Annotated in this window: 36 protein-coding genes; 13 read left to right on the top strand and 23 right to left on the bottom strand. The window is 45.5% G+C overall.

Going from position 1 to position 26,847, the window contains the following annotated elements; translation table 11 throughout:
- Positions 1 to 2: 2 nt before the first annotated feature.
- From QUA99_RS14895 to QUA99_RS14865, 7 genes are all read right to left on the bottom strand, one after another.
- Entirely contained in the window at positions 3 to 389 is a 387-nt protein-coding gene (locus QUA99_RS14895) for a type II toxin-antitoxin system VapC family toxin (protein ID WP_333237929.1), read from the bottom strand.
- Positions 382 to 612, bottom strand: a complete 231-nt coding sequence (locus QUA99_RS14890; RefSeq protein ID WP_333237927.1) for a hypothetical protein — start codon at positions 610 to 612, stop codon at positions 382 to 384. The genes QUA99_RS14895 and QUA99_RS14890 overlap by 8 nt, the downstream gene beginning before the upstream one ends.
- Positions 613 to 646: 34 nt before the next feature.
- Positions 647 to 796 (bottom strand): hypothetical protein, encoded by a 150-nt coding sequence (locus QUA99_RS14885; protein WP_333237926.1) that lies wholly within the window; start codon positions 794 to 796, stop codon positions 647 to 649.
- Entirely contained in the window at positions 765 to 1,124 is a 360-nt protein-coding gene (locus QUA99_RS14880) for a DUF5615 family PIN-like protein (RefSeq protein WP_333237924.1), read from the bottom strand. The genes QUA99_RS14885 and QUA99_RS14880 overlap by 32 nt, the downstream gene beginning before the upstream one ends.
- 3 nt (positions 1,125 to 1,127) lie before the next feature.
- Positions 1,128 to 1,352: a DUF433 domain-containing protein gene (locus QUA99_RS14875; protein WP_333031785.1), complete on the bottom strand. Its 225-nt coding sequence runs from the start codon at positions 1,350 to 1,352 to the stop codon at positions 1,128 to 1,130.
- Between the two features lie 90 nt (positions 1,353 to 1,442).
- Complete coding sequence (locus QUA99_RS14870) at positions 1,443 to 1,616, bottom strand: type II toxin-antitoxin system PemK/MazF family toxin (RefSeq protein ID WP_333237922.1); 174 nt, start codon at positions 1,614 to 1,616, stop codon at positions 1,443 to 1,445.
- Complete coding sequence (locus QUA99_RS14865) at positions 1,613 to 1,867, bottom strand: hypothetical protein (RefSeq protein ID WP_333237920.1); 255 nt, start codon at positions 1,865 to 1,867, stop codon at positions 1,613 to 1,615. Before QUA99_RS14865 ends, QUA99_RS14870 begins: the two co-directional genes overlap by 4 nt.
- Before the next feature lie 138 nt (positions 1,868 to 2,005).
- On the opposite strand from QUA99_RS14865, the gene QUA99_RS14860 reads away from it, so the two are divergent.
- Together QUA99_RS14860 and QUA99_RS14855 are read left to right on the top strand one after the other, a co-directional pair.
- On the top strand, positions 2,006 to 2,290 hold the full coding sequence (locus QUA99_RS14860; protein WP_333237918.1) for a BrnT family toxin: 285 nt from the start codon (positions 2,006 to 2,008) through the stop codon (positions 2,288 to 2,290).
- Positions 2,265 to 2,522 carry a BrnA antitoxin family protein gene (locus tag QUA99_RS14855; RefSeq protein ID WP_333234003.1) on the top strand — a complete coding sequence of 86 codons (258 nt, stop codon included), beginning with the start codon at positions 2,265 to 2,267 and terminating at the stop codon, positions 2,520 to 2,522. Before QUA99_RS14860 ends, QUA99_RS14855 begins: the two co-directional genes overlap by 26 nt.
- Before the next feature lie 46 nt (positions 2,523 to 2,568).
- Here the strand turns inward: QUA99_RS14855 and QUA99_RS14850 are convergent, their stop codons facing one another.
- Complete coding sequence (locus QUA99_RS14850; protein WP_333237916.1) at positions 2,569 to 2,934, bottom strand: type II toxin-antitoxin system VapC family toxin; 366 nt, start codon at positions 2,932 to 2,934, stop codon at positions 2,569 to 2,571.
- Positions 2,935 to 2,937: 3 nt separating this feature from the next.
- Positions 2,938 to 3,201: a hypothetical protein gene (locus QUA99_RS14845; protein ID WP_333237915.1), complete on the bottom strand. Its 264-nt coding sequence runs from the start codon at positions 3,199 to 3,201 to the stop codon at positions 2,938 to 2,940.
- A 134-nt stretch (positions 3,202 to 3,335) separates the two neighbouring features.
- Between QUA99_RS14845 and QUA99_RS14840 the strand changes: the two genes are divergently transcribed.
- Both QUA99_RS14840 and QUA99_RS14835 read left to right on the top strand, forming a co-directional pair.
- Positions 3,336 to 3,911 carry a Uma2 family endonuclease gene (locus QUA99_RS14840; RefSeq protein ID WP_333237913.1) on the top strand — a complete coding sequence of 192 codons (576 nt, stop codon included), beginning with the start codon at positions 3,336 to 3,338 and terminating at the stop codon, positions 3,909 to 3,911.
- Between the two features lie 93 nt (positions 3,912 to 4,004).
- Complete coding sequence (locus QUA99_RS14835) at positions 4,005 to 4,664, top strand: Uma2 family endonuclease (protein ID WP_333237911.1); 660 nt, start codon at positions 4,005 to 4,007, stop codon at positions 4,662 to 4,664.
- A gap of 321 nt (positions 4,665 to 4,985) precedes the next feature.
- Here QUA99_RS14835 and QUA99_RS14830 read toward each other — a convergent pair whose 3' ends face one another.
- Both QUA99_RS14830 and pheS read right to left on the bottom strand, forming a co-directional pair.
- On the bottom strand, positions 4,986 to 5,225 hold the full coding sequence (locus tag QUA99_RS14830; RefSeq protein ID WP_333237910.1) for a hypothetical protein: 240 nt from the start codon (positions 5,223 to 5,225) through the stop codon (positions 4,986 to 4,988).
- A gap of 317 nt (positions 5,226 to 5,542) precedes the next feature.
- Positions 5,543 to 6,547 carry a phenylalanine--tRNA ligase subunit alpha gene (gene pheS / locus QUA99_RS14825; protein WP_333237908.1) on the bottom strand — a complete coding sequence of 335 codons (1,005 nt, stop codon included), beginning with the start codon at positions 6,545 to 6,547 and terminating at the stop codon, positions 5,543 to 5,545.
- A 223-nt stretch (positions 6,548 to 6,770) separates the two neighbouring features.
- Here pheS and surE point away from each other — a divergent pair, with 223 nt between their 5' ends.
- On the top strand, positions 6,771 to 7,577 hold the full coding sequence (gene surE / locus QUA99_RS14820; RefSeq protein WP_333237905.1) for a 5'/3'-nucleotidase SurE: 807 nt from the start codon (positions 6,771 to 6,773) through the stop codon (positions 7,575 to 7,577).
- 125 nt (positions 7,578 to 7,702) lie between these two features.
- A complete protein-coding gene (locus QUA99_RS14815) occupies positions 7,703 to 8,101 on the top strand; it encodes a hypothetical protein (protein ID WP_333237903.1) in 399 nt (132 codons plus the stop codon).
- Positions 8,102 to 8,377: 276 nt separating this feature from the next.
- Here QUA99_RS14815 and QUA99_RS14810 read toward each other — a convergent pair whose 3' ends face one another.
- Positions 8,378 to 9,601, bottom strand: a complete 1,224-nt coding sequence (locus QUA99_RS14810) for an LL-diaminopimelate aminotransferase (RefSeq protein ID WP_333237901.1) — start codon at positions 9,599 to 9,601, stop codon at positions 8,378 to 8,380.
- Positions 9,602 to 9,837: 236 nt separating this feature from the next.
- Positions 9,838 to 10,164, bottom strand: a complete 327-nt coding sequence (locus tag QUA99_RS14805) for a thioredoxin domain-containing protein (protein ID WP_333237899.1) — start codon at positions 10,162 to 10,164, stop codon at positions 9,838 to 9,840.
- A gap of 144 nt (positions 10,165 to 10,308) precedes the next feature.
- Here QUA99_RS14805 and QUA99_RS14800 point away from each other — a divergent pair, with 144 nt between their 5' ends.
- Complete coding sequence (locus tag QUA99_RS14800; RefSeq protein ID WP_333237960.1) at positions 10,309 to 11,100, top strand: biotin/lipoate A/B protein ligase family protein; 792 nt, start codon at positions 10,309 to 10,311, stop codon at positions 11,098 to 11,100.
- A 47-nt stretch (positions 11,101 to 11,147) separates the two neighbouring features.
- Here QUA99_RS14800 and QUA99_RS14795 read toward each other — a convergent pair whose 3' ends face one another.
- From QUA99_RS14795 to psaK, 4 genes are all read right to left on the bottom strand, one after another.
- Positions 11,148 to 11,930, bottom strand: coding sequence for a DUF928 domain-containing protein (locus QUA99_RS14795; RefSeq protein WP_333237897.1), 783 nt, complete (start codon positions 11,928 to 11,930; stop codon positions 11,148 to 11,150).
- Positions 11,931 to 11,968: 38 nt separating this feature from the next.
- Entirely contained in the window at positions 11,969 to 13,924 is a 1,956-nt protein-coding gene (locus QUA99_RS14790) for an adenylate/guanylate cyclase domain-containing protein (RefSeq protein WP_333237895.1), read from the bottom strand.
- A 191-nt stretch (positions 13,925 to 14,115) separates the two neighbouring features.
- Entirely contained in the window at positions 14,116 to 15,312 is a 1,197-nt protein-coding gene (locus QUA99_RS14785) for a site-2 protease family protein (RefSeq protein WP_333237892.1), read from the bottom strand.
- An 81-nt stretch (positions 15,313 to 15,393) separates the two neighbouring features.
- The gene (psaK, locus tag QUA99_RS14780; protein ID WP_333237889.1) at positions 15,394 to 15,678 is read right to left on the bottom strand and encodes a photosystem I reaction center subunit PsaK; all 285 of its coding nucleotides are present in this window, start codon (positions 15,676 to 15,678) and stop codon (positions 15,394 to 15,396) included.
- A 133-nt stretch (positions 15,679 to 15,811) separates the two neighbouring features.
- On the opposite strand from psaK, the gene QUA99_RS14775 reads away from it, so the two are divergent.
- Complete coding sequence (locus QUA99_RS14775) at positions 15,812 to 16,462, top strand: phosphoribosylanthranilate isomerase (protein ID WP_333237887.1); 651 nt, start codon at positions 15,812 to 15,814, stop codon at positions 16,460 to 16,462.
- Positions 16,463 to 16,591: 129 nt separating this feature from the next.
- Here QUA99_RS14775 and QUA99_RS14770 read toward each other — a convergent pair whose 3' ends face one another.
- Positions 16,592 to 16,954 (bottom strand): acylphosphatase, encoded by a 363-nt coding sequence (locus QUA99_RS14770; protein WP_333237884.1) that lies wholly within the window; start codon positions 16,952 to 16,954, stop codon positions 16,592 to 16,594.
- A 56-nt stretch (positions 16,955 to 17,010) separates the two neighbouring features.
- Here QUA99_RS14770 and QUA99_RS14765 point away from each other — a divergent pair, with 56 nt between their 5' ends.
- Both QUA99_RS14765 and QUA99_RS14760 read left to right on the top strand, forming a co-directional pair.
- Positions 17,011 to 17,586: a CPBP family glutamic-type intramembrane protease gene (locus QUA99_RS14765; protein ID WP_333237881.1), complete on the top strand. Its 576-nt coding sequence runs from the start codon at positions 17,011 to 17,013 to the stop codon at positions 17,584 to 17,586.
- 45 nt (positions 17,587 to 17,631) lie between these two features.
- A complete protein-coding gene (locus tag QUA99_RS14760) occupies positions 17,632 to 18,933 on the top strand; it encodes a HEAT repeat domain-containing protein (RefSeq protein WP_333237879.1) in 1,302 nt (433 codons plus the stop codon).
- 500 nt (positions 18,934 to 19,433) lie between these two features.
- On the opposite strand, the gene QUA99_RS14755 is transcribed toward QUA99_RS14760, so the two are convergent.
- Both QUA99_RS14755 and QUA99_RS14750 read right to left on the bottom strand, forming a co-directional pair.
- Entirely contained in the window at positions 19,434 to 21,353 is a 1,920-nt protein-coding gene (locus tag QUA99_RS14755) for a BamA/TamA family outer membrane protein (RefSeq protein ID WP_333460366.1), read from the bottom strand.
- Between the two features lie 153 nt (positions 21,354 to 21,506).
- Positions 21,507 to 21,707: a hypothetical protein gene (locus QUA99_RS14750; protein ID WP_242720238.1), complete on the bottom strand. Its 201-nt coding sequence runs from the start codon at positions 21,705 to 21,707 to the stop codon at positions 21,507 to 21,509.
- 82 nt (positions 21,708 to 21,789) lie between these two features.
- On the opposite strand from QUA99_RS14750, the gene QUA99_RS14745 reads away from it, so the two are divergent.
- From QUA99_RS14745 to QUA99_RS14735, 3 genes are all read left to right on the top strand, one after another.
- Positions 21,790 to 22,194: an alpha/beta fold hydrolase gene (locus QUA99_RS14745; protein WP_333237875.1), complete on the top strand. Its 405-nt coding sequence runs from the start codon at positions 21,790 to 21,792 to the stop codon at positions 22,192 to 22,194.
- A 132-nt stretch (positions 22,195 to 22,326) separates the two neighbouring features.
- Positions 22,327 to 22,605, top strand: coding sequence for a hypothetical protein (locus QUA99_RS14740; RefSeq protein ID WP_333237873.1), 279 nt, complete (start codon positions 22,327 to 22,329; stop codon positions 22,603 to 22,605).
- A 217-nt stretch (positions 22,606 to 22,822) separates the two neighbouring features.
- Positions 22,823 to 24,304, top strand: a complete 1,482-nt coding sequence (locus QUA99_RS14735) for an ATP-binding protein (protein WP_445251013.1) — start codon at positions 22,823 to 22,825, stop codon at positions 24,302 to 24,304.
- Between the two features lie 97 nt (positions 24,305 to 24,401).
- Here QUA99_RS14735 and QUA99_RS14730 read toward each other — a convergent pair whose 3' ends face one another.
- The 3 genes from QUA99_RS14730 to QUA99_RS14720 form a co-directional block, all read right to left on the bottom strand.
- On the bottom strand, positions 24,402 to 24,755 hold the full coding sequence (locus tag QUA99_RS14730) for a slr1659 superfamily regulator (RefSeq protein ID WP_333237870.1): 354 nt from the start codon (positions 24,753 to 24,755) through the stop codon (positions 24,402 to 24,404).
- 67 nt (positions 24,756 to 24,822) lie between these two features.
- Positions 24,823 to 25,437: a DUF6272 family protein gene (locus QUA99_RS14725; protein ID WP_333237868.1), complete on the bottom strand. Its 615-nt coding sequence runs from the start codon at positions 25,435 to 25,437 to the stop codon at positions 24,823 to 24,825.
- Between the two features lie 31 nt (positions 25,438 to 25,468).
- Positions 25,469 to 26,704: an adenylate/guanylate cyclase domain-containing protein gene (locus QUA99_RS14720; protein WP_333237866.1), complete on the bottom strand. Its 1,236-nt coding sequence runs from the start codon at positions 26,702 to 26,704 to the stop codon at positions 25,469 to 25,471.
- Positions 26,705 to 26,847: the final 143 nt, after the last annotated feature.

Here is a 26,847-nt window from a genome sequence, read left to right as displayed (position 1 = left end):
ACCTAATCAAATGGATTTAATATAGTTAACCCATCAACGCGCTTAAAATCCTTAGCATTGCGAGTTACCAAGACACTTCCCTCAACTAAAGCACAGGCTGCAATTACACCATCACCTAATTTCAAGCGATAATCTCTACGAATTTGGGCTGCACGATCTAAAACTGATTCTGTTAATGATACGCACTTAATAAGCCTCAAAAATTCCCGCATCTCATTCGCTTGTTCTTCTGTCAATGCCGGGTAACAAAGTAACTCTACCCAACTAATCGGAGAGTAAAATGCCTCTGCATCTCCAGCTTCAATCTCATCAAATATAGGCTGAACCTCCGGCTCGTCATAGAAGTAGTAAATCAGGATGTTGGTATCGAGAAGATATTTATTAATCATCCCATTCTTCTCTAAGTTGCAACTGGAATTGCAAAGCATCCACACGCTTAGGCAAAAAACCTCGCCATCTCTTTAAATTTTTCCTGGGCAATCTTTCACTGCTACCCTGAGTCTGGGTTGTTACCCGATCGCGCATCAAAGCTGACAATACTTCTAAAAGCTGCTGTTGCTCGTCAGGAGTAAGATTTTGAGCCTGACTAAGTACCTCGCTATAAGTAGACATAGGCTTTATGTTGAGATTTTTGGGCTGATTGTCATTATAGCAATTTAGGATGGAGGGAAGTGCGATCGCCCTTATTTTCCCAAAGCGCGATCGCCCTTATTTTCCCAAAGTGCGATCGCCCTTTGCTTTCCAACACCAACCTAATTAATACCCTATCTAAGCGGTTTTCTAAACCGATGTCCATCAGGTTCTACAACTACAAATGCCCCTTTTAGTTCTACTTCAGAGTAATTTTCTATAACCCCTGCTAGTTCCTTGTGAACTTCATTCACCATTTTAGGTAAGACTCGAAGGTAAATCACACCCGTTCCGATCGCCCTCACAAAAACAAGATTTCCGTAATCTCTGTCTCGCGTAATAAGGATGCGATTTTCTGCTTGGGCTATTCTGAGTATTTCTTCATCACTTGCTTGCGCTAGACCCATTTGAGCGACAATAATTACATCATGTCCTGCATCAATCAAAAACTTGGTGGTGACAGCATACACATCTTGATCGATCAGAAACTTCATAATTTAAGCTAATGCCAAATGCACATCTTCAGCCGCCACCAGCGCGATCGCATAACGCAAGCACGCCCGAATATCATCCATTTCCAGATCGGGATAGTAGTCTCGGATAATTTCTCCAAAAGAAAGCCCTTCATTTAGTAATTCGAGAACGCTCTGTACAGTAATGCGCGTACCCATTATGCAAGGCTTACCGAAGTGAATTTGAGGGTTGACGGAGATTCTGTCCATTTTGACCACAGAGCTATATGTCTCTTCTATTTTAAGTCATCAGGTAGGCGATCGCAACCTGTCTTTTTTCACGCTTCTAGCCGAGCGCCTTTATCTTCCCAAAGTGCGTTTACCAGTTTGATAAGTAGTGCAGGGAATAGCCAAAACTACAGGGCTATATGTATTGATGGTAGCTCGACTAACGATGATAACAGGACGGGTTCCTCCTTGTTCAGAACCCTCAACAGGTTCAAGTCTAGCATCATAGACTTCTCCCCGGTTCATACAGGAGATTCTCCCAATTGCAACGCTTCCCAACTCGCTACCGCAAACTCAGCCTCCATCTGTAGCACTTGAGCTTGATACTCTGGATCTTGTACCATTTCAATCAGTGCTGCATCAATTTCCGATCGTTTACCCTGAGTTTGGGTTGTTACCCGATCGCGAATCAATGCTGACAATACTTCTAAAAGTTGCTGTTGCTCTTCAAGAGTGAGACTTTGAGCCTGACTCAGTACCTCGCTGTAAGTAGACATAGGCTTTATATTGATATTTTTTGGGTGATTGTCATTATAGCAATTTAGGATCGAGGGAAGTACGATCGCCCTTTTCTTCCTAAAGTACGATCCGGTTATTCTATATTATAAGTATATATATTTTGTATATACACTATCATGCAGTTTGAATGGGATGAAAATAAAAACGCCCAAAATCTCAAAAAACATGGCATTAGCTTTGAAGAAGCTCAAGAAATCTTTGACGGAATCGTTTTTAATGCCATTGATGAGCGTTTCGACTACGGAGAAATCCGAGAAATCAGTATTGGTGCCATACAAGGTGTCGTTATCGTCACCGTAGCGCATACTGAAAGAAATGGAATTATCCGCATCATCTCTGCAAGAAAAGCCACTCGTCAAGAAAAAAATACCTACTATGACTATCTCGCCCAAACGACTTGAAGAATTAGAAAACATTCCCGAATCCGCAATCGATACGTCTGATATTCCTGAATTAGATGCGAATTTTTGGGCAAAAGCAAAACTCGTAACACCACTGACAAAACAAGCTATTTCTTTAAGAGTTGATAGCGATGTATTAGATTGGTTTAAAAGCCAAGGAAAAGGCTATCAATCTCTAATGAACGCTGTGCTGCGTTCTTATGTTGAACATCACGTAAAAAGCAGTGAATAAATGTGCGATCGCCCTTTTCTTCCCAAAGTAAGATCGCTCATTTTTCTTAAACCTCAAATGGGTTAATTAGTGTGATCTCAGCAATCCACCGAAAATCCCCTACATTTCTTGTCACCAAAGTTCTGCCATATACCAAAGCTGTTGCCGCAATAATAGCCTCCGCAAGTGTCATTATCCTTATCTGTCGCAACAGCACTGCGCGATCGAGTACAGCGTTAGAAATTGGTATAACCTCCACCACACCAAAAAATTCCTCAAAGTACAATCTATACTCTTCATTTAGCCCATGATAACCCAAGACTTCAACGTAACTTATTGCCGATACAACTATGTCATTTTCGCCAATAAAATGCCTAATCTGCGAGTTTTCTGGCTGGGAAGCGTAGATAATAATATCACTGTCTAGCAGCATTCATTATTCATCCCTACCTGGAAGTGGACGGTCTTGACGCAAATCTCGCTGCCATTCCACCGGATCGCTAATCTCAGCAAAGACATTATTTGCTGTGATTTTTTCCAATATTTCAACTATTCTGTGACGGCGAAACTCCGCACTTAAAGTCGATCGCTCTTCTTGTAAAGTAACGTAAACTCTGACAGGGCGATCGCCTTGTCTTGGAACCTCATTAGCCCATTCTAAAAGGTTTCCCTTTAATATAGCCTCGAATATTCGCTGCATAGCTAATATCCACTATTATCTATTTTTACCATTATATCTCAATTTACAATTATCGAAAAGGCGATCGCCCTCGCAACTCACTCAATATGCTACAATCCCCAACAAAGGTCGTTTAGCCACGATAAAATACCGCTATGACTACCCTCACGCTCAACCTCAATCCAATTATTAAGCTGACAGACGAGCAGTTTTTTCAACTCTGTCAGGAGAATGAAAATATTAGATTGGAACGCACAGCGAAAGGAGAATTAATTATCATCTCACCAGCAGGAGGAGAAACTAGCAGCAGCAATGCAGGATTAACTGCACAGATTTGGATTTGGAATCAGCAAAATAGACTGGGTAAAGTTTTTGATTCTTCTGGTGGTTTTAAACTTCCCAATGGAGCAGATCGATCTCCTGACGCTTCTTGGGTAAAATTAGAACGCTGGGATGCACTAACTCCTGAACAACAAAAGAAATTTCCCCCCATTTGTCCTGATTTTGTCGTTGAGTTAATGTCTCCCAGCGATAGTTTGAAAGAAACTCAGGATAAGATGAAAGAATATCGAGATAACGGTGCTGTTTTAGGTTGGTTGATTAATCGCAAGTCGCGGCAAGTAGAAATTTACCGTCAGAATCAAGAAGTTGAAGTGCTAGAATCTCCAGCCGCTGTATCAGGTGAAGATGTTCTCCCCGGATTTATTTTGAATCTTGAATCAATCTGGTAATGTACGCGCGTGCGAAGCTATCCCGCTCTTAATCGCACCTGTCCAATGTTCAATAGAGTAAAATAGAGTTAAAGTTCTCGTGGAGTATTTGCAATGGTTCAAACCCTAGCGTACAGTAAAGAAGAGCTTGCAGGTTCTCACCTGGTTTTACATGATATCAGTTGGGAAACCTACGAACACTTGTTAGAAATATTTGCGGAACGTTCAACGCCGCGCATGACTTACTATCAGGGGACTTTAGAACTAATGGTACCTTTACCAGAACATGAAAGGTATAGCTGGACTCTCGGACGACTAATTGTAGCGCTTTCTGAGGAAATTGGGATTGAAATTATCGGATTAAAATCATCTACGTGGCGTTCGGAACCGAAAAAAGCTGGCAACGAAGCTGATGAATGTTTTTATATCCAAAATGAAGCTTTAATGCGAGGAAAGTTAACTATAGACCTCAAAAATGACCCGCCTCCAGACTTAGCTGTGGAAATGGATTTGACTAGCTCATCTATCAATAAAATGGCGGTTTATGCAGAACTTAAAGTGCCGGAGGTGTGGATTTGGAAGAAAGGGAAACTAATAATTAACATTTTAAATGATACGGGTTATGTCGAATCGGAAACCAGTTTGGCATTTGGCTCGTTTCCTGTCAAAGAGTTCGCAGAGTTTATGCAGCTAGACTCAGAAAAGGGAGAGAATGCGAGAATTAGAGAGTTTCGGGAATGGGTGCGATCGCACTTACAGAACCAGCTACGGTAGGGAAACGGCACAGCAGTTTCCTAGGGGTACGGACACGGACACGGCAGTGCCGTTTCCCTACGGATATCGCGTTTATCAACCTGATTGGATATCAGCTAGAAAGATACTGAGTTTTTACATACTGCTTCAAAACGCGATTCAAACTAAACAAAGTTATCTGTTCCTATTCTATTGCATCCAATAAAAACAGATTTGCGATCGCACGCACTGCCTTGACTATTTCTGAGGGCGAAAATAGTATTTTGTTTAAAATAAACTTCCCCAATTGACAAAAAGCGTAAGCCGTGAATTGCAAGACTTTTAAAGATTTCCCCCCCGGGTTTACTGGGTACAAATCAGAGAAATACCAAGCAAATCTAGAGCCTTTTGTTGTACTATGGTCGGTTCAATAATCTTATCAAAAATGAAACTAGCAGCCCTGATAGTCGATTGAATTTGATTGAGAGCGATCGCCACCACATTTGCTACTAAGGTTGCGAAACTATGAACTGGTAAACGATCGTCAGTCCGCCGATTTCTAGCTTTGGCTTTAGTACGATCGCTTGCTCGAGCCTTGACCACTGATTTTTGCTGAAGATGAGCCGATAATGATACTCAGGCGCAATACACTAGCATTGTTTTAGAGGGGCATCAGGGGTATGTCATTTATTATACAGCGTATCCCAGCTTTATGAAGTGCAGCTTTAGATACGGCAGTGCCGTGTTCCTGCGGGGATCGATCGGCGGGTGTAATTCATAAACCTGGGATACCCTGTATCTATGTTCTGACGGGGTTGTCACCCCGTCAATTGTTTAAGTCCACTTATTTGAAACTGAAAGATTGATGTCGATTGACTAACACCTCTATACGCAGCTTGTAAGCGACCCCAAGCCCTTCTTTAAAATTGCCGCAAAAAGCGCATATCGCTAGCATAAACCCGGCGAATGTCGTCGATTTCATAAAGTACCATTGCGAACCGTTCGACCCCAAAACCTGCCGCAAACCCAGTATATTTTTCTGGGTCTAAACCGACTCCTTTAAGAACGTTAGGATCGACCGTTCCGCAGCCCAAAACTTCCAGCCATTTGCCGTTCCACTGCAAATCAACTTCGGCAGAAGGTTCTGTAAACGGAAAGTAACTCGTGCGGAAACGGATCGGCAAATCTTGCCCGAACATTTGCCGCAAAAACTCTTTAATTGTGCCTTTCAAGTCAGTAAATGTCAGACCTTCATCAATTGCTAAAAGTTCAATTTGGTGGAAGACTGCTGCGTGAGTAGCATCGACAGTATCGCGGCGGTAAACGCGGCCGGGAGAGACAATCCGAATCGGCGGTTTGTGCTGTTCCATGTAGCGAATTTGCACCGATGATGTCTGAGTCCGCAGCAAGTCACCTCCGGGTAAGTAAAATGTATCTTGCATATCCCGCGCTGGGTGGTCGGGCGGGGTGTTGAGCGCCTCGAAGTTGTAATAATCTGTTTCCATTTCCGGGCCGTTGGCGACGGTGTAGCCGAGGCCGACAAAGATATCGAGAGCGCGGTCTATGACGGCGTTTAAGGGGTGCACGCGGCCTTGGGGGCGAAAAATCCCCGGCATGGTGACATCGATGGTTTCTGAGGCTAATTTGGCTTGGATTTGGGCGGTTTGGAGGGAGGCGCGCTTGTCTTCTAAATCGGCTTGCAGGGCTTCTTTGACTGTATTGGCGATCGCGCCTACTTTGGGACGCTGGTCTGGCGACAGTTTGCCCATCATGCCTAAAATTTGAGAGAGTTGGCCTTTTTTGCCGAGGTAGCCGACGCGCAACTGTTCGAGTTGTTCGAGGGTATTGGCAGTGGCGATCGCACTTTTGGACTCTTGACCGAGGGTTTCTAGTTGAGTTTCAATGTCGCTGAGCTGGACAGTCATTTTGATTTTAGATTTTAGATTTTAGATTTTAGATTGAGGGCAATTTTGAGCCAAGCTGAGTTTAGCGCAATTTTGGTTCGACAGTCTGGTTGATTTTAGATTTTAGATTTTAGATTTTAGATTTTCGGTAGTTACGGATAATTCGTAATAGGTAATTGGATGTTAGAGCGATCGGCATAGTTGAATCTAGTTTAAGATTGTTATCAGGCCTATAAAAATTTCAATGAAACTTTTAATTAGCAACGACGATGGCATCTTTGCACAAGGCATCCGCAGCCTCGCCAACGCTCTCGCCACCGCCGGTCACGACGTGAGCGTAGTTTGCCCAGACAGAGAGCGCTCCGCTACCGGCCACGGCCTCACCCTGCACCAACCAATCCGCGCCGAAATTGTCGAATCCATTTTCGATCCCTCAGTCCAAGCTTGGGCTTGTTCGGGTACTCCCGCCGACTGCGTGAAACTCGCTTTGTGGGCTTTACTGGACAAACCGCCGGATTTTGTGCTTTCCGGCATCAACCACGGGCCGAATTTAGGCACGGATATCATCTGTTCGGGCACGGTTTCGGCCGCAATGGAAGGAATTATGGAAGGCATTCCCAGCATTGCTTTCAGCCTCGCGAGCTATACTTCCCAGGAATTTGGGCCGGCAGTGGATTTCGCTGTCACTTTGCTGTCGCAGTTGGAAAAACAGCCAATGCCCAAACCGGTGCTGTTGAATGTCAACATACCAGCAGTTACACAAGCAGAAATTACCGGAGTTGCGATCGCCCGTCAAGGCATTCGCCGCTATTTCGACATATTTCAAAAGCGCACCGATCCGCGCGGCAAAACTTATTATTGGCTGGCTGGCGAATTGTTAGAAGATGTAGAAGAAGTCACCGATCCGGCGGTGCTGCATGATATTCCTACAGACGTGCAAGCTATTCGCGACAACAGAATAACGGTAACTCCCCTGCAATACAATCTCACCTGTGCTCCCGACTTGCACTCGCTGCGGGATTGGCAATTTGAAGGTTTTCCCAAGCAGTGAGCTCCGATCGACCCGATCCGAGCGGTAAACTAGGAATTAAGGAAAAGTGCCTCTTCAGGTCTATGCCCTAGGCGTTAACGCAGGCTCTCCATTGGTTGTTGGTTTTTTACTCGAGAAAAGCAGTTATGAACGCTCCCACCTATAACACTCATTCTGTCACTTGCCCGATTTGCCACCGTTCCAGCGTCGTAGGCCCAGTCGGAATGGTCAGCGGACTATTCACTTGTCCCCACTGCCATTCTCATCTGGTAATTAGCTGGAGCGGTCATTTTGTGCGCGATCCTTTTAGTCTCAAACAACTGACGGTGGGAAAGATGCTCAGGCGCGAGAGCAGGCCGTTAGCTCGACTTCAGCGGGACTTTGGGCTGGGCAAGCATTTTCCGCTGATTGCAATTTTGGGCAGTGTGGTATTTTTGGGATGTGCGCTCTCGCTTACGGAACAATCGCTGCCCCGACAGCATTCATTTCAAGGATTTTTAGAGTGGGTCAGCGGAACTGACAATTCTCAAGATCCCTCGCGTTAACATTTCTCAACATAAATTGTGACAGATAGTCCGTGCAAATATCTATTCCTTTAGGTATAAATCACAATAGTTTAGCAATTGTACCAATCTCGATCGGCGGGTAGGGACTTAGGCACCGTACCCTTATTTTTGTCCGTAAAAACGTCACAACCCCAGTCCGGCAGGGGTTTTAACCCCTGCCTCAAAGGGACGCGGCGAAAGCCTTTGTCCCTACGGCGGGGATAGACCGATAGGCGGGTGTCCTTCACAAACCTGGGATACGCTGTATCACATCGCTCAATTGAGAAACTCAGCAATTTTTCTAACTGCAGCTTCCAAAATTGCTGGCGACTCGACTAAGGCAAATCGCACGTAGCCTTCTCCTGATTTCCCGAAACCGGCACCGGGGGAAGCTGCGACTCCTGTACTCTGTACTAGCTGAGTGCAAAATTTCACGGAATCTTGGGTCCAAGGTTCCGGCAGTTTCGCCCAGACGTACATGGTGGCGGGGGGTACAGGCACTTGCCAGCCGATGCCCTGCAGGGCGTTTACAAAGGCGTCCCGCCGTTTTCTGAAGGTTTCTACGCTGGTTCTGACGGTATCTTGGGGGCCGGTTAATGCGGAGATCGCTCCGTTCAAAATCCCTCGGTATTGGTTGAAGTCTACTGCTGCTTTTACCTGTCGCAGGGCTGCAATTAGTTCGGAATTGCCGATCGCGTATCCGACTCGAAAACCTCCCATACTGTAGGATTTGGATAGTGTAAAAAACTCGATCGCCACACTCTTATCTCGATCCGCCTGAAAAATTGACGGCGCCATCAATTTGCGATATTCTTCCTCGTTACCAGAGGGCGGGCACGGGGGCACCGCCCCTACAGAATCGTCAAATACCAAATCCACATAAGGGAAATCGTGAACTAAAACTAGCCGGTGTTCGCGACAAAAAGCCACGGCTTTCTCAAAAAAAGCAACAGGTGCGATCGCAGTTGTAGGATTGTGAGGATAGCTCAAAACCATCATCTTCGACTCAGCCAACACTGCTGTCGGAATATCTTCAAATATCGGCAAAAACGCATTTTCTGCTAATAGCGGCATCGGATAAATTTGACCGCCGGCCAAATGCACACCGCCCGCGTGGGAAGGATAGCCCGGATCGAGCAGCAAAGCAAAATCTCCGGGGTTGAGTACAGCTAAAGGCAGATGGGCCGTGCCTTCTTGGGAACCAATTAACGGCAGCACTTCGGTTTCTGGATTTACTGCAATCCCAAATTTTTTCTCGTACCAAATAGCTGCTGCTTCCCGAAAATCTCTTGTGCCGTTAAAGAGCAAATAGCCGTGGGTGCTGGAGTCCGACAAAGAATGTGCGATCGCATCTGTAATGTGAGCAGCGGCCGGCAAATCCGAAGAACCCAGAGACAAGTCAATCACATTCTGCCCCGCTGCTCTAGCTTGAGTTTTCGCCCGATCCATATCGGCAAATACATTAAATTGCAGTGGCTCTAAACGTTTGGCAAATTGCATATTTTTTTTGACTTTTTGAGATTTTAAGGAATATTTTTATATTGAGTAAATATTATTTAATTTTTTGCTATGGCATTCTTATTTGCTTTTTCAATGTTTTTTTTATAACCGCAGAGAGCGCAGAGGGCGCAGAGTCAGAGATGAACATCTAGGAGAAAAGAGAGATGTTAAAACAATCTTTGCGATTGATATAATTGTGAATAGGGAGTTGGAAACTCCCGAATCATGTCCAAACTTTATAAGTGAGCGTCGAGCAAACCGATCAAAGTTTGTTTAGTAATAGCTCCTTCGCGAGAAAGCACTACTTCGGCATTTTTAAACAGCCTGAGAGCTGGGACTCCTTCTACTTTATACTGCTTGACAGTATTAGGATTGGGGTCAATTTCCATTTTAACCACTTTCAGACGATCGCTGTAGTTGGCAGCCACCCAGTCTACCGAAGGCGCGATCAGTTTGCAAGGCCCGCACCAACTAGCCCAAAAATAGGCAAGCACTGGTTGCTCAGCTTTCAGGACTTCTGTTTCAAATTTTTCGTCGTTAATGACAATTACAGTGTTGCTCATGGTTCTGCGATTATTTTTTGTATTTATTTCTAAAGCACCGGCGGGCGTGAAACTTGCACTAACTTAGAAGACAGGCCCAAAAAACTGTTACTAATTTTAAAACATTCTGTGAATTATTGAGTGCAAACTCAGGACTGGGAACTGATGGATAATTCTGTATGGCGTTTAATACCACTATTGTCGGCGTCTGGTAGCGTGCAGATGGCGATCGACCAATGGCTGCTGGAACAGCATCTAGCGGGCAAAAATCCCCCAACTCTGCGATTTTACACTTGGCAACCTGCGGCGATTTCCTTGGGCTACCACCAGCGCAGGTGGCCGGAGTTTTGGCAGCAGTTGTCTTGGCAGGGAATGCCTGTGGAGTTGGTGAGGAGGCCCAGCGGCGGGCGCGCCGTGCTCCACCAAGGGGATTTAACTTATGCAGTTGTGGCGTCGGGATTTGGAAGCAGCCGTATGAAAGCTTATCAGACTATTTGCGAGTTTTTGATTGAGGGTTGGAGGGCGATGGGTTTGGATTTGCATTACGGGGAAGCTGGAAGGGGTTACATTCACAATCCCAATTGTTTTGGTACTGCCACGGGCGCGGATTTAGTTACACTTGATGGCTGCAAGTTAATTGGTAGCGCGCAATTGCGACGGGGTGATGCTATTTTGCAGCACGGTTCGATGCGTTTGCAGCCGGATGTTAAATTGTTTTCTCAAGTGTTTGGGGAGGAATTAATTCCTGTGAAATTACCTCTATCTGAAGGGGGAGATGATTTGATTTCAACTGTAATTGATGTTTTGAGTGCGGTGGCTTGTCGCTGTTTTGAAATTGATTTGGAGGTGCAGCCGCTTTCAGAAGAGGAATGGCTTGGCATACACGAATTACGCACTTTGACCGAAGAAACCGGGTTTTTTGCCGAATCTGCGGGCTCGAACGAAGTATTTTCGTAAAAAAACCCGGTTTCTCGGCCTCAATGCGCCTAAGACTATGTAATAAACTATGGCTGTGGCTGAGTTTCAACGATCGGCTCTTTGGCAATTTGGCCCAATTTCACAGAATGTAGCAAGGTTTTCCAATCAGCAGCTAATTCTGCATCGTTAGGATTAGCGCGGCGAGCGGCAGCTAGATTGCTGAGGGCATCTTGCCAAATCCCATTTTCAGCATAAATAACCGTTTTCTGGCGCGGATCTGCCTTCTCTAATTGACTGCGGATATCTGCACTGAGTTCAACTCGCCGTACAACACCGCTTTCGATCTCATCGCTAGAGCGGTCTTGAGAGTCGCAAATCACTGTAAAATTCCAACGGTAACTTTTGCCTGCTTCCAAGGGCGGCACATTTGTGTTAGCGGGGATACTAACGCCAATCACTCCTGATAAATTGCTAATTTTGAGCTCCTGTTTGTAAATCTGCTTGCGGCTAGGATCTTCTAGGGTAAATTCGGCTAATTCTGCCTTTGTTGGAGGCAAGTAGAAAAAGAATGTTGGATACTCGGAAACAGTCCGTCCGATCTTATTTTTAGGCACTAAAGCTGTGACACCTAGCTGACGAATGCTCCCGCAGCCACCGCGCTGAGGCCCTCTCGGTTGAGCGGGGGGGCGATCGTCGATATCTTCGCGGGGCTGAATGAAGCGCGGCCCTCCCGATTGAGTGGGTGGCTTGCCATCTATTTTTGGAGTCGGCTGTCCCACCACTGCTAATTGGGAAGCATTAAGCGTTGCTATCAATACTATTGAGCCAACTGATGTCAGATTGAGGAAAAACTTAGTAATTGTTTTCATATTAACTCCCTGAATTTTTAGAGAGAGATTCTCTCTTTTTATTTCTTTTTGCTTCCCAAAATCCGGTAGACATTAACTTTTTGTTCCCTGCCTCTTAAATGCAAAGCTCCCCAAGATTCTACCTCAAATTTGTCGGCCAGATGCAGAAAGGTTTCTTCTGCAATCAATATCCGGCAAGTGTCCTCTTGCCGATCCTTTTCACAGCTTTCGAGCCGAGAGGCAATATTTACGCTGTCGCCGATCACTCCATATTCTAAACGGGTTGAGCCTCCGAGACTACCGACCATCACAGGCCCTGTAAAGATGCCTACTCGCATTTTTGCCGCCGGTAAACCGCGATCGAGCCAATTTTGATTCATTTGTGGCAAGCGGGAACTGATGGCTAAAGTGCAAGATACGGCGAGGCGAGCATCTTCTGCAATTTCTTCTGGAGTGGTGCGGGGAATAGGTACGCCAAATACTGCCAGCATTCCATCTCCGGTAAATTTATTAATCACGCCTTGATGTGCTTGGACTTCTTGGGCCATTGCTGATAAATACTCATTTAACCAACTCATTACTACTTCTGGCGGTAGTTTTTCGGAGATTGTACTAAAACCCTGCAAGTCGGTGAGGACGATCGTAGCAGTAACTTTTTGGCCCGGCAATAACCCTGATTCGAGCAGGTGGACGCGCTCTTTCCACAGGGCATTTGCGATCGCCGGTGAAGTTTGTTGTCCTAATAATTTCATCACAATCCCTTGCTGTTGCCTCGACTGCTCGTACTTATAGGTGACTGCGACTGCTGCGGTGATTAAAAGTGCCATAGCAGGGGAAATCAGAGGTATCCACCCCTGTTGCATGAAGAGGAAAAATGTGAATCCGAATAATGAACCGCAAGCTGCGATCGCACTTCCCATCAAACTCAGCGATTTTTCTAGCCGCCAAGCTAAACAGCCGCCGACTGCACTCCAAACAGCGATCCAGAGAATTTCTTGCCATTCGTCCCAATACCAAAATAGCCCTTTTCCATCTAAAACTGCGCTGAGAATTTGGCTAGTAGCCGTTGCGTGAATGGATACCCCAGACATCGGCCGGTTTCCGCTGGCAGTAGCGCTGTAAGGGGTGAAAAAGAAATCTTTGGCAGTTAGAGCTGTAACGCCTATTAGCACTATTTTACCTTTCACCAATTTAGGATCAACTTTTCGAGCCAAAACTTCAGTTAGTGTCACGCTCTTTGCTATATTTTCAGCAGAGCGGTAATTGAGCATGATTTGATAGCCTTCGGCATTAATGTTTTGATAACCTCCTGAGTCAGATCGCAATTTGGAAAACACTATTTTATTAGCCTGAATTTCTTCTTTTTCTGTCAAAGTATACTCAATTTTTTTGCTGTTAAAATAGGCAAAAGCTAGTCGCATAGAGAATGAAGTTAGTGTCGTTTTACCATTATTGGCGTACATCAAATTGCGACGCAGTATACCGTCGGGATCGACGACTAAATCGTTAAATCCTACCCGCTCTTCTGGTATATTGGGAGGTGGTGGGGCTGGGTCTTGTTTAGAGTTACCGATCAAGGTAATGGGGATTACTTTGGGGTTTTGCCATTGAGCCGTCAATTCTGCATTCCCCGGTTCGTAGGGAGTATTGCGAATCATATCTATGCCAATAGCTGTGGGTTCAAGACGCGCTATTTCGGAGATCGCTTTTGCTAAAGTGCGATCGGAAATTGGCCATTTTTCAATAGTATTAATATCCTCCTCGGTGATGGTCACTACCAGCAACCTGGGGTCAGGGCCCGGATCTGGCCGCAACTGCACCATCAGGTCGAAAGCATTTAATTCTAGTGGCTGCAACCCGCCTAAATGCCGCACTCCCAATAGAGTTCCCGTCACGACAATCCAGATAATAGCAAGAGGTTGCAAGTCAGGGAAGGGGAAGGAATAAGTTAAGTTTTTCCAACTCCAGCCTCTCTCCTTCAACTGATGATGAAATTGATGCAAAAATTTGGGCATATTGATAATTATTTTTTCAAATTTTCTTGAAAAAATGCACCGCCTCTTAAGTTATCAAATCAAATAATTTGGGATTTTTGATTTGAGGTCGTGGAATTGGATTTTACACGATCCGTACAGATGACTCCGGGGGTTCTTATTCTTTTAATCCCAAATCCCAAATCCCAAATTGTTTGACTAATGCCAAATTTTTAGTTTTCTTGTGCGGTTTTGGCGATCGCACTTAATTGCAATCCTTGGGGATAGCTGTTTTCTTCTTTGCTGCGCTTGATGTCGGCGATTGAAATCTGGGGTTGGAGGTATTTTGCCAAAACTTTAACCACGTCACCCCGATCGATCGTCCCCGCTACTGAACCAATCGGCGACAGGACGATGATTCGGGGGAGTTGACGGGCTTCCATGCTGTTAATTACTTCTGCTATGGATGCTTTTTCGGAGACTGTGGGGGTTTTTCCCAGGGGTTTTAAAATTTTGTGCAAAGTCTGAATTTGCCACTGACTGCGTTCTGTGAAGCGGATATCGTCGATCGACACTAAGCCCAAATCCCGCCCGTTGGTCGCAGCAATGTAAAATGGAAACGGATTGACTTCTAACAAATATCGATCGGCAAATTCTCGCAGAGTCAAATCTGCATCTACCACTCGAAAATCGCGGCTCATCGCATCGCTGGCTTTAATTTTGAGCAGGGCTTCTTGCAAGGAAGCTAAGCGGCTGTACGAAGCGGCATTGCGAATCCCAAACCCGCCGATTAGCGCAATCCACAATCCGCCGTACTCGCGCGCTAAAAAGCATAAACTCAGACCCAAAGCAACTGCCAGCCAACCTAAAATTTGTCCTGTTTTTGCCGCCCAGCGAACGCCGGCAAATCGAGAGCCGGTAATTTTCCAAATTGCTGCTTTTAAAACTTGTCCTCCGTCCAAAGGCAAGCCGGGAATTAAGTTAAATAATCCCAAAACTAAATTAATTTCTGCTACCCTTTCTGTCACAATTGCAATCAAACTTGTCTGAGGGAGAACTTGAGAGCCTAAACCGAGTATTAAAAACAGCGCAAAGCTGACGAGAGGGCCGGCGATTGCTACTTGAAAAGCTTGACCGGGAGTTTTTGATTCCGAGTCGATCGATGCAATTCCACCAAATAAGAATAGGGTAATAGAATTAACTTTAATGCCTTGCGACATTGCCGCCAAGCTGTGTCCGAGTTCGTGCAAAAGCACGGAAGCAAACAGTAGCAGAGCTATTGCTAACCCGGCACTCCAGGAGAGCCCAGGCCCCCACAAGCGGTAACTGCTGGCGTATTGGCGGGTTGCTAGGGCTAAAATTATAAACCACGAGTAATCTATAAGTAGGGGGATGCCAAATAAAGAGCCGATTCGCCAACCTGTGTGCATGAAATTTTCCTGCCGCATGAGAGGAAGAAAGAGTTTCTATTATATCTTTTCTTCCTCTTGCCTTTCCCCTTCCCCAGATTTTTAAAGAACTCCGGCGTTTCCTAAGCCCAAGATTACTCCAGCTCCGAGCAAGTGGCCGAAGCTGGTTGTTGCCAGCAATTCTGGTATGCCGAAGCCTTTGAACATTCCAGGCACTTCAACGGGTAAAGCTGGACCCTTGCCTCGGTTTTGCTTGTTTATGCCGTAGTAGCCGATCGCGATCGCCAGCAAATTGCATAAAATCATTGTCAGTCCTACCATTGGCGACCACTCTGGCGTTGAGGGAGCGGTAGATTGTACGGCTAACAGCAAAGATGAGTTGATCACGTTCTTATCTCCTGATTTCACAGATCAATTGATTTCCAAGATTATAAAAAGCGGTTTGCATTAAACTAAGATTTGTTTTAATAGTTAACAATTCGTTGATATTTTGATACAAATTCGGAACGGAGGACTGGGAGTGCGGGTTAAAATTTGCGGAATCACTAAATTAGACCAAGGAATTGCGATCGCCCGTTTGGGAGCCCAGGCTTTGGGGTTTATCTGCGTGCCGGCTTCCCCCCGCTATGTCAGCCCAGAAACGATTCGCCTGATTGTCGAGCAGTTGCCGGAAAATGTCGATCGCATCGGCGTTTTTGCGAATACCACAATAGAAAACATCTGTCAAGTAACGGCAGAGTCAAATTTAAGCGGGGTGCAGTTACACGGAGATGAAACAGCGGAATATTGCGATCGGCTGCGCGAGTTTTTGCCGGGAATTGAAATTATCAAAGCTTTGAGAGTTAAGACTCCTGAAACTCTGGAGACTGCGGCTGTTTACGCTGTTCGTGTCGATACTTTACTGCTGGATGCTTACCATCCCAATCAACTCGGCGGTACTGGCAAAACGATCGACTGGATGATGTTAGCAGAGTTTAGACCGCAGTGTCCTTGGCTGCTGGCGGGCGGTTTAACAGCGGATAATATTTTAAATGCAATTGATAGCGCGATCGGCTATAACTTCAGCGGTGTTGACCTTTCTAGCGGCGTAGAAATAGCGCCGGGAGATAAAGATTTGACCAAAGTTGCTCAGTTGTTCGCTCAATTAACTCAAGTCGCCGGTCGTTGCTAATTGGTAATACCAAATATCCGCACTTTTTATCGGATTCATTCTTTAGTCTGCGTGGGCGAAGCCTGCCGTAGAGTAGGCAGACTTCGTTTGTATAGTAGCTTGCAACCCCAGTTTATTCCCTTTATTCTTTTACCGCCGGATCTCAAAAGTGCGTGAAGCGGAGCTATCCCTTTCCCCGGAGGGGTTCCCGTTCCCCGTAGGGGTTCCGGTAGGGTAGGGTAGGGAATCGCCCTCCGGGTCTTCGTATTCCAAAACCAACTCACTAACCCTAGCACCGGTGGGGCCGCGGCGGCACCAGCCAATCATTCCTTCAACAGCTTTTTTGGATCCTTCAAAGACAGCCTCGACGCGGCCGTCGGGGAGATTTCTTACCCAGCCGCTGAGACCGAAATACTTTGCTTGATTCCTCGTTGAATATCGGTATCCTACTCCTTGAACTAATCCGGAAACAAAAACGCGGACTCTGACGGGCGGGGGTGATTGGTTTTGCATAAACGGTTCAACTTACGGCTAACATCTGTTTGAAAATTTTAAGGATCGGTTTGATTATGTTAAATTTTAGTGCGATTCCCTTCGGGATAGCTCCGCTTCACGCGCTGCTGGGATTGCTAGTAGGCCGCGTCACCCTGGCGTTTTCAACTATTCCCGATTTCACTGATTGGCTGGTTGCAGTTACGATCGCGCTGGTTTACACTTCGATAGCCTTTCCTGTCGGTTTTTGGTCGGGATTTCTGAAGGTAGACGTGCAAACCGATCGGCGTACAATTGTGGGAGTGCTCGTTGGCTGTTTGTTCAGTCCGGGGCTCACCGAGGAAGTATTTTTCCGCGTGTTAATGCTGCCGCACCCGTTCGAGAAGGCTTCTGGGTTAATGCTGTGGTTTTGGGGATGTGCGAGTTTGGCGGTTTTTGTAGTTTACCACCCGCTGAACGCGCTGACTTTTTACCCGGTTGGTCGATCGACCTTTATGAATCCAGTGTTTTTGCTGCTGGCGGCAATTTTGGGAGTTGCGTGCTCTATCGCATACCTACAAAGCGGTTCTATCTGGCCTGCGGTGGCGGTTCACTGGCTCGCAGTGACAGCCTGGCTGCTGTTGTTGGGCGGTTACAGGAGGCTGTATGGTTAAATGTAAAAAGTCCAGCATCACTATTTTGTCAGGAGGAGATTAGTCGTGGGTATCATAGGAGCGATCGTAGGTTTTTTGGCAGGGATAGCAGTTGCTTACTGGTTAGTGGAAAAGCGCTTAAACAAGCAAAAACAAGAATACTTGCAGCAAACTCGCAGAATTACTGAGGAAATAGAATTAGCTCAGATGTCTCGGGTGCAACAAGCTGTCCAATCTCAGCAAGGAGAACGGGAAAATCAGCTTAGAAAAGCTACTGCCGAACACGAAAATTTACTCAGACAAGTTACTAACCAATACGAAAATCAGCTCAAACAAGTTGCGGCTCAATACGAAAATCAGATCCAACAACTTCAGGCAGAACGCGACAGTCAGCTCCAACCAGTTGCCAGCGTAGACGAGCATGAGCTGCGGCGACAAATCAGCGAGGAGTTAGAAGCCGCTAACAATGCAAGGCTTCAGGAAAATATCCAATCTTTGCAAGCAGAACACGAACATCATTTACTTAGAGTTGCTGACGAATTGCATCATAATTATCAAGCTCAGATGGAGCAACATTTGCAAAACTTGCAAAATGAACACGAAATTCGCTTGAGGCAAACTGCTGAGGAATATGAGAACCGCGAGGTTGAGCTGCAGTTAAATATGGAGGCTTTGCAAGAGCAATACGAGAGTCAGTTGCAAGCGGCTCACGAGCAGTTGAGAGCTCACGAAGCTCAGATGCAAGCTACTATCAGGTCTTTGCAAGAGCAGTACGAGAGTAACGTACAACAACAAGAAGTCCCGGAGCAGCAGTTCAGTCAGTTAAATTCAACAGAATTTGGAGCAGATTTACCACAACAAGAAGTTTGGCAGGAACAGTCTAGTGAGTTAAATCAAACAGAAGTTGAAGAAGAGTTAAATTACACAAATTTTCCTGAACCACAATCAATTGATTTAGATCGACCCCAAGTCGGACAGCAGCTTCCAATTGCCAGACAATCACCAAGCTATTCGGTGGCGCAGTTGATAGGATGCGTTCAAAGTCAGGACACAGAAACCCGCAAGTTTGCAGCATCTGCTTTAGGTAAAATGGCTGCTACTAATCCTTTGAGAGCCGAAGGTCAGCGAGTAATAGAAACTTTGGGAAAATTAGTTCAAGATGTTCACCCGGAGGTGCGCGAAGCGGCAGTGGAAGCACTAGCAATGATTAAGTCGGAAAAAGTGATTCCGCTGTTGCAAAAAGCTTTGCGAGATACCGATAGCGGTGTGGCTAAATCGGCAAGTGCTGCGCTCAATAAGTTTAAGTTTTATCCGCGCACTCCGGCCGCTAAACCGAAAAATGTTGATGTGAAGAAACCAAAGCGTTAAGCATTTACGAGCCTAAATAAATATAGCAATTGTCAATTGCCTACCACACAGTAGGGATACAACATTGTTGTGTCCTTACCGAGGTGCTGTATTTCACTCAATTTCGATTAGTACCACTTTGGAGGTTGGGTTGAGCAAAGAAATCCAACTCAATTATTCGATCGACAACTCGCCCAATCCTTAGCAGAGATAGCAGATACCCCGCTGTTTAAAACCGCAGGCTGAAACCTTTTTTAGCAACTGGCGATTGAAATCGCTTCTTGTATCTTCACGCATCCTGTAGGGGCGGGTTTTACCAATCATCTATGCCAGAAACCAACAATATAATAAACCCGCCCCCACCCAACGACAAATCTGAATCTACATTTTTTGGATTCGCTCCAATATCAGGTTAATCTGGGTTATCGGTTGTGTGGGGGCGGGTTTACAAGATTGTTTGCGGTTATCAAATATTGTTGGTAAAACCCGCCCCTACAGTTAACTCGTGACTGATGACTAATTCAAAATCGCTGCTTTGTACCGAGTATAAATTTGATGTCGCCGGAGTCGCTAACACCCACATCTAAGCGAATTAATCCAAAGGACGATCGCACCCTCACACCCACCCCAACACCCGCCCCAGTCCCCGGTTTGTCCCTGACTACCGCCGGTTTTCCGAGTACGCTATCTCCCGTTCCCAAATCCGATGCAAAATCAACAAATATCACGCCGCCGACATCCTGACCCACAGGAAACCGATATTCACCCGAAGCCAAAAAATAACTCCGGCCGCTGCCAATATCCCCGCCGTCGTAACCCCGCACGGAATTGCGGCCGCCGAGGCGAAAAGCTTCCGTTGGTGGCAAATCCCCGATTACCGTCCCCGCTTGCAAGTTAAAAGCCAGCATTTCGGGCAAGGCTTCGGACTCGCTGATGCCCAACAAAGTTAGTGGTACATACTGTATATAATTCGCTAACAGCCTGTTGCTCACAATGTTACCTCGCCCCAAAGGAATCGACTGCTCGGTGCTGAGGCTGAGAATCGAGCCGCTGGTGGGGTTGAAGGGATTGTCCCGCCGATCGAGCATCGCGCCAAAAGAAACAGTGTATAACTCGTCAACGCCGCTGCCGCTGATTGTCAGAGGATTGCCGAGTTCGTCGCGGCGGGCGATATTTAAGTTGCGATCGCGCGTGCTGATGTTTGTATAATTCAGTCCCAAAGTCGATTGCCAATCGCCCAAAGGTCTGGTAAACCTGAGATTTCCCCCCACCCGAATTTCCCGAACTCGGTTCCCGTTGGGCAAATCAATATCTTTGTTGAAAATTTCCGATATTCGGCGATCGCCAAAAGCTCTCACACTGTATCCCAAACGGTCTTCGGCGGCAACGTAAGGGCTGACAAACTCGACATCGTACTGGATACCTCGGAGGCTGGGTTCAAGTTCCACCGCTAGCCGCTGGGGGTTGGTGCCGAAAGTTCGATCGGTATATGAAAGAGGAACAGCAACGCCAACATCATCACTAAGACTGGCACTCACGCTAAAAGAGCGAGCCGATCGCTCTTGAACGTTGTAGATTACATTAACATCCGTGCCAACTTCTTCGATCGAAACCGTCACTTTGTCAAACAATCCCAATTGCTGCAACTGCTGCAAATCCGATCGTACAACTTCCCGGCTGTAGTTATCCCCCGCCTTGAGTTTGATCTCACCTCTGATAAAATCTTCCGAAATTCTGCCCTCAACCGGATTCCCTTTTTGATCGACAGCTTCGCCTCGGGAATTGACAAAGCGAATTTTCACCTCGGCAACGTAAACGCCCTCAGCATTGCCTGCTTGACTGATTTGTAGAGTACCGCCTAGCTGTCGGGCGTTGCTGTTTACTGCTTCGGGGATTTCGGCTTGTGCCGCCAGCGGGGCCGGAGTTTTTAACACAGATGTAAAATCTTTATTGTGGCTGGACTTGAGAGAGGGCGATTCCCTAGGGGATAGCTGCGTCGCGCGTACTTCTGGAGAAGTTGCGAGCTCATCGGATGCCGGCAAATCCTGCACAGTTGGACTCACCTCATCCGATTGGTGACTATTTAAGACTGGAACCGATAACAAATGTCGCTTGTCATCGAGTCTGGATCCCCCTAAATCCCCCTTAATAAGGGGGACTTTGAGCATATTTCTTGTCCCCCCCTTAGTAGGGGCGGTGCCCCCGTGCCCGCCCTTGGTTAGGGGGGATCTAGACTTCGCTACAAACAACAGAGACGGTCGGTTTGACGTTAAGTTGTCACCAATGACCTCATCCTCCTCTCTCTGCGCCCTCTGCGCCTCTGCGGTTCCCTCTCTAAACTCCGCCTGAGTCGATGCGGCACTCGGATCGATCGCCCGCGCTGCCAATTCGCCGCCAGCCAGCGCCGCCAAAGTCAAAAATGCAATAATCGGAATTCGCATAGACATTAAATTTAAAGCACACCCAACGCATATTACCCAAAACCGGACCCCCTGTATAATTAGCCGAAAAGAAACCCGGTATTTTTGAGGCTACCGGGTTTCTGGGATGCTGAAATGTGGGAAAGTTCGATCGCGGGCGATCGTAAAATTTGTTTAAAGAGTTTGTCGAGAAACTCGTTTCTCAAAATGAGCCTGAGTCTGCTGCAACAGTTGTTCGCGACTGTCCTTAGCGGTGGTAATGGTAGGGAGCAAGTTGCGAGCTTGTAACGTCATGTGAAGCTGTAGGTGTGCTACGTACTCACTGACATCTTCGCGAAGAGAGCAAGCCGGGTACTGTTTTAAAGTAGAGTTCAAAGTGTTCTCCTGCTTTGAGTTTGCAGTATTTTCTAATAATCATAGAGAGTATCACGGTCTATTTCTAATTGTGTACTCCGTAATGAAGTTTAACCTTTGGACTGCTGTTTTGTTACAATTGTTTACAAATATTTCTTACATCTCAGGAGTCGATCCCCATGCAGTCTCAAGCAGTTCTAAGACAAAACCACATTTAAGTACATTTGTCAATAGCACCACCCAAACAGCAGCCTACCTCGACATCGGGTGCGGCCGACCCTTATTGATGCTGCACGGTTTCTTTGGAGAAAAGACTTGCTGGCTGCCATTAATTGAGTTATTGCAATCTCAGTTTCGGTGCATCAGTTTAGATATGTTAGGTTTTGAAGAATCCAGCAAACCAGAAATCGGCTATGACGTAGCTGTAGAAGTTGATTTTGTCCGGCAAGTTGTAGAACAAATACATATCGAACCATGCTGCATCATCGGACATTCTTTTGGCGGTTGAGCATCTGCATATTCCCTCAAATATCCTAATTCTGTTAGCAGTTTAGTGTTAGCAGCACCAGCGGGAATTCGGGACGATAGTTTTTGCGGTCAATACGATGCTTTGGGGCCGCTGTTGTAGGAAACCCCAGCCGTGGATTGGGTCTTGCAGTTGGCAAAACCTTTTGCTAGTTTAGCGGGAAAAAGTGAGAAATTGCAGCAAATTTCAGGGTGGCGCAAGGAGTTAATGTCTCAACCAGTAGCAAGGTCATTTTTAATGATCCCGATGCGGCAGGAACACGCAGTTGATACAGTAGAAAAAGAAATTTACAAATTGCAAATTCCTACCTTAGTCATCGCCGCAGATAGTGACGAAACAATTCCTCTATCGCACTGTAAAACCTACGCTAACGAGATACCGGGAGCCGAGTGAGCAATTATTCCCAATGCTGCTCACGGATTTCCACAAACTCAAGCTGAACTTATGGCGAAGTTGATTTGTAAATTTTTGAATAATTAAGAAAAACTGTGCAACAAGCCGAATTATAAAAATTGTGATAAGCTACCACTTGAAAATAATTGTGTTTTAGTATACTAATTTAGCAAGAAATACAGAATATATTGTTTAGTGTCTTGTACAATTTTTTATTATGGCTCTTAAATCTTGTGTCAGCAGGAGCTACAGACATTTAGTTGAGTCGGGGATATTACCAATGGCGGCAATGAGGAACTATTTTAATCTGGAAGAAATTACGACAGCCAGAAAAATTAGTGCAGCGGTAATTAATATCAGCGGCCGTCAGCGAATGCTTTCCCAACGCACGGCTTTTTTTTGCATGAGGTTAGTTTGTTCTCAGAATGGGGTAGAAAAAGCCAAACTGCGGGGAAATTTGTTAGAGGCGATCGAGCTTATGGAAAAATCGCACCGCGACTTAATTAATATTGGCAGCAGCATCAACTTAGGCAGTCCCCCTTCAGCCACCCTCAAGGCAATGTATTTTGAGGCACCGCTGTATCTAGACAAACAAATCCGCGAATATATCGATCGAATTAAAGCACTGGTGCAAGTTCCCGATTCCGAACTCGGGCTGGAAAATCCCCACCTGCTGTACATTGTCGAAGCAGCGGGCGGCGACTTGCTAGAAGCTTTCGATGCCGTGGTGAGTCAATACCAGCAAGAAAGCGAAATCGAACAATTTGAAATCGACCTCAAACAGGTTGAACTTTATCAAGAAAGTTGTGCTGCTACCGCGAAAGCGGAAGCTCAAGCCGCCCAGCTCGATCGTGCACTTTGCGAACTCAAACAAACTCAAGCTCAACTCCTCCACAGCGAAAAAATGTCTTCGCTGGGGGCGCTAATGGCTAGTATCGTCCACGAAATTAATAATCCAGTTAGTTTTATTTACGGCAACTTGAGCCATGCCGAAATTTATACTCAAGATTTACTACACCTGCTGCATCTCTATCGAGAATACTATCCCAATCCCTGTCCAGAAATTCAAGCTCAAATCAAAGAGATGGATCTTGATTTTCTAGTTGAAGACTTGCCTAAAGTTATGTCTTCCATGCAAATTGGTTCCGATCGCATTCGCGAAATTGTAAAATCTATGGGCAACTTTTCGCGAACGGATAACAGTAACATGACGCTGTGCGATTTGGAAGACAGCATTGACAGCACCGTGTTAATTTTGCGAAACCGTCTCAATTCTCAAATAGACCGTCGCGAAATTCAAGTAGTTAAAAATTATGGAAAATTGCCCGCTGTCGAGTGTTATGCCGGACAGCTAAATCAAGTATTTATGAATATAATTAGCAACGCGATCGATGCTTTGGACGAGGCAGCAGCAAATCAGCCCAATGCAGCGCTAAAAATTTATATCAGCACAGAATTAGCGGGTTCAGATCGCGTGAGAGTGCGGATTGCAGACACGGGGTCGGGAATGACAGCACAGATCAAAGAACGAATGTTCGAGCAGTTTTTCACCACCAAGGAAATCGGTAAAGGTACTGGTTTAGGATTGTCTATTGTCTACAAAATCTTAGTAGAAAATCACGGAGGAACGCTCAGGTGCGAGTCTGAACCGTCCAAGGGAACCGAGTTTATCATTGAACTGCCGATCCAGCAAACTTAAGCAATTTACGTGTGTGGCACGGGCGTCCCGCCTGTGTTAACCGTGTGTGGCACGGGCGTCCCGCCTGTGTTAACCGCAGTTAAAATTTACACATATCCTACTCCAATTCTAGCTTTAAAGTTGGCAACAGCTTTTCTAAATTTTTGAGAGATTTTTGTTGCCAGGGAACATCCTTTGAACCCAACACCAAAAGTTGAATCATTTTCTTTTTCCGCACGGTTATGACAAATTTAGACAGCATACTGATACCAGAACTATTAACAAATTCCAAGTTCTTTAGGTTCAAAGTAATAGTAGGCGGTTCGGGATTGGCGACCTCATCTAACAATTGGACTATTGGTGCATACTCTGCTGGTCCGCTCAGGCTGAGTTCGCCTTGGAAAATCACTGTTACCGATTCTCGATCGTACTTAATGCTGTAATCTTCACCTTTAATTTCTTGAATACCCATTATTTTTTGGTTTCCTGACTAAAATATTGCGATTGCACAAAAAGAGTAAACATGGAAATGCTAGAAACTAGACAATAATTTGAGCCACCGTCGTCACCAGCATGATATCAAGACTGTCTGGTATTGTCTCAAATCTCCAACCTATCTTGGCTGAATAGTCATTAACCATCGTTAGTAATCCCAATCCCGACGTTTCACTTTCTGTTTCAGCATTTTTTTCAAGCTGCTGTAAATATAGTTCATTCGGGTCGTCGGAAGATAGTAGTTCTTTAATGAATGCCTGCAATTTATTGACAGATTCTGAATTGGCACAGTTGGTAGCAAAAATCACTGCTATCACCTCCACATCTTCAATAAAGTGTATACCAAACTTCACCTTATAAATATCATTATCATCGGTGAATTTGATAGCATTTTCTAACAGTTCGTTAGCGACGTAACTCACGGCTCCCTTGCTTTGTTTAATCCGTTGTTCGCTGTTAGCATCCTCTTCATCCAGCGGTAGAAAACTAGACAAATAATCGGCTACAAAATGAGCCGAAAGCCTGTTATTGCGCCAGCGCTGCTTGATGGGACGAGAACTGGGGGTAAATGTAAGTTCTAGGGAGTCGTGTTCAGGAGGAAATTCTTCTATGAAGTCTCCCAAGATTTGTGTCATAGTTTTTAAGCTTCCAGATGTCATGATTTTTATCCCTCCAATTGATGTATTTATGTCACTTCTGGGTGAATTTCCACACGCCGTTCCAGTTAGCAGGAATACTATTTTCTAACAGGGATTGGATGCGTTTTAGATAAAGTTGACTGGGCTTGTCATCTGGATTTAGGGCTACTATCTGTTCAAAACAAACTATAGCCTTAACAAAATTTCCCTGACAATATTCTTGGAGTCCCTCCTCAAATATAGGCAAAGTTTGAATTTTGAGCGATCGCACTGGTTCTACTTCAACATCTACCACCTCACAAACTGTAATGGCTTCTTGTCTTCCTTTGACAATAGCCCGATCCAAAAAACGGATATGATACTTTTCGGGTTGACTCAAACGTTGTACCACATCTCCAGAAATTAATAAAGATACGCCATAATACTTAGTCAAACCTTCCAGACGAGCGGTGAGATTGACATGATCTGAGAGCGCATCTGCTTGCATCCGATTCGCGTCTCCAATAATCCCAACCATCGTATCACCCACATGGATACCAATGCCAATCTTCAGCGGTATATCCCCATTTATTTTACGGCTTTCATTGTATTTTTGCAACTGCTCCAACTTCACAATTCCTGCCTGAATAGCATCATCAACTCCATCGGGAAAAACTGCCATGACTCCATCTCCTATATACTTGACAATAAAACCGTTGTGCTTGCGAATTTCGGGACTAATTTGCTGTAAATAGTTATTGATGAAGTCAAAGTTTTCTTGAGGAGTCATTTGCTCCGCCATCGTGGTGAACGAACGCATATCGGAAAACATAATTGCCATCTCTTTGCTGACGTGATCTCCAAGCTGGAAATCAACCATACTCTGCTTGCCGAGAAATTGGAGATATTCATCGGGAACAAAACGTCCGTAAGCCTGCAAAAGTTTCTCTAATTCTTGTTCCCGCGCTTTCACCGTTTGCACCATATGCGAAAATACCTGTGCCAGTTCTCCCAGTGCATCACTCCGCGCTGCTACCTCTGACAATATCTGGGGTTCAAATTTGTTGTTTTTCACAGCAATAGCTGCATCTATCACCTTTTTAACCTGCTCGATATAAGTCTGCATCTCTCGATTTTTATGATGGATCTGGTTTTCCAGATCCGTGGAGTGTTGCGTGATAATTTCTACTAGAGTTTCATAGCTATTTTTTTCATCTTCGACTTCCTCAAGTTTTTTCATCAAATCCTGTAGCTGGGTCTTGAGTTCTTCTGGATATTTAGAATGTGGTAAATTTAGTTTTGGTTTCATAATGTATACTCCTGAATCCGGGATCGCAAAATTGTTTTACTCGCTCGCTGTAAATTATTACAACTTACACGGGCGAAGCGAGAAATCCGGTGGCTGCTTCAATGCTTGGCGACTAAATCCAAGCTCGATCGTAAAAACCGGGT

Source organism: Microcoleus sp. F10-B2, from assembly GCF_036704965.1.
GTDB lineage: Bacteria > Cyanobacteriota > Cyanobacteriia > Cyanobacteriales > Microcoleaceae > Microcoleus.
The sequence above is the reverse complement of the archived record's forward strand: the minus strand, read 5'-3'. Positions and strand labels throughout refer to the sequence as shown.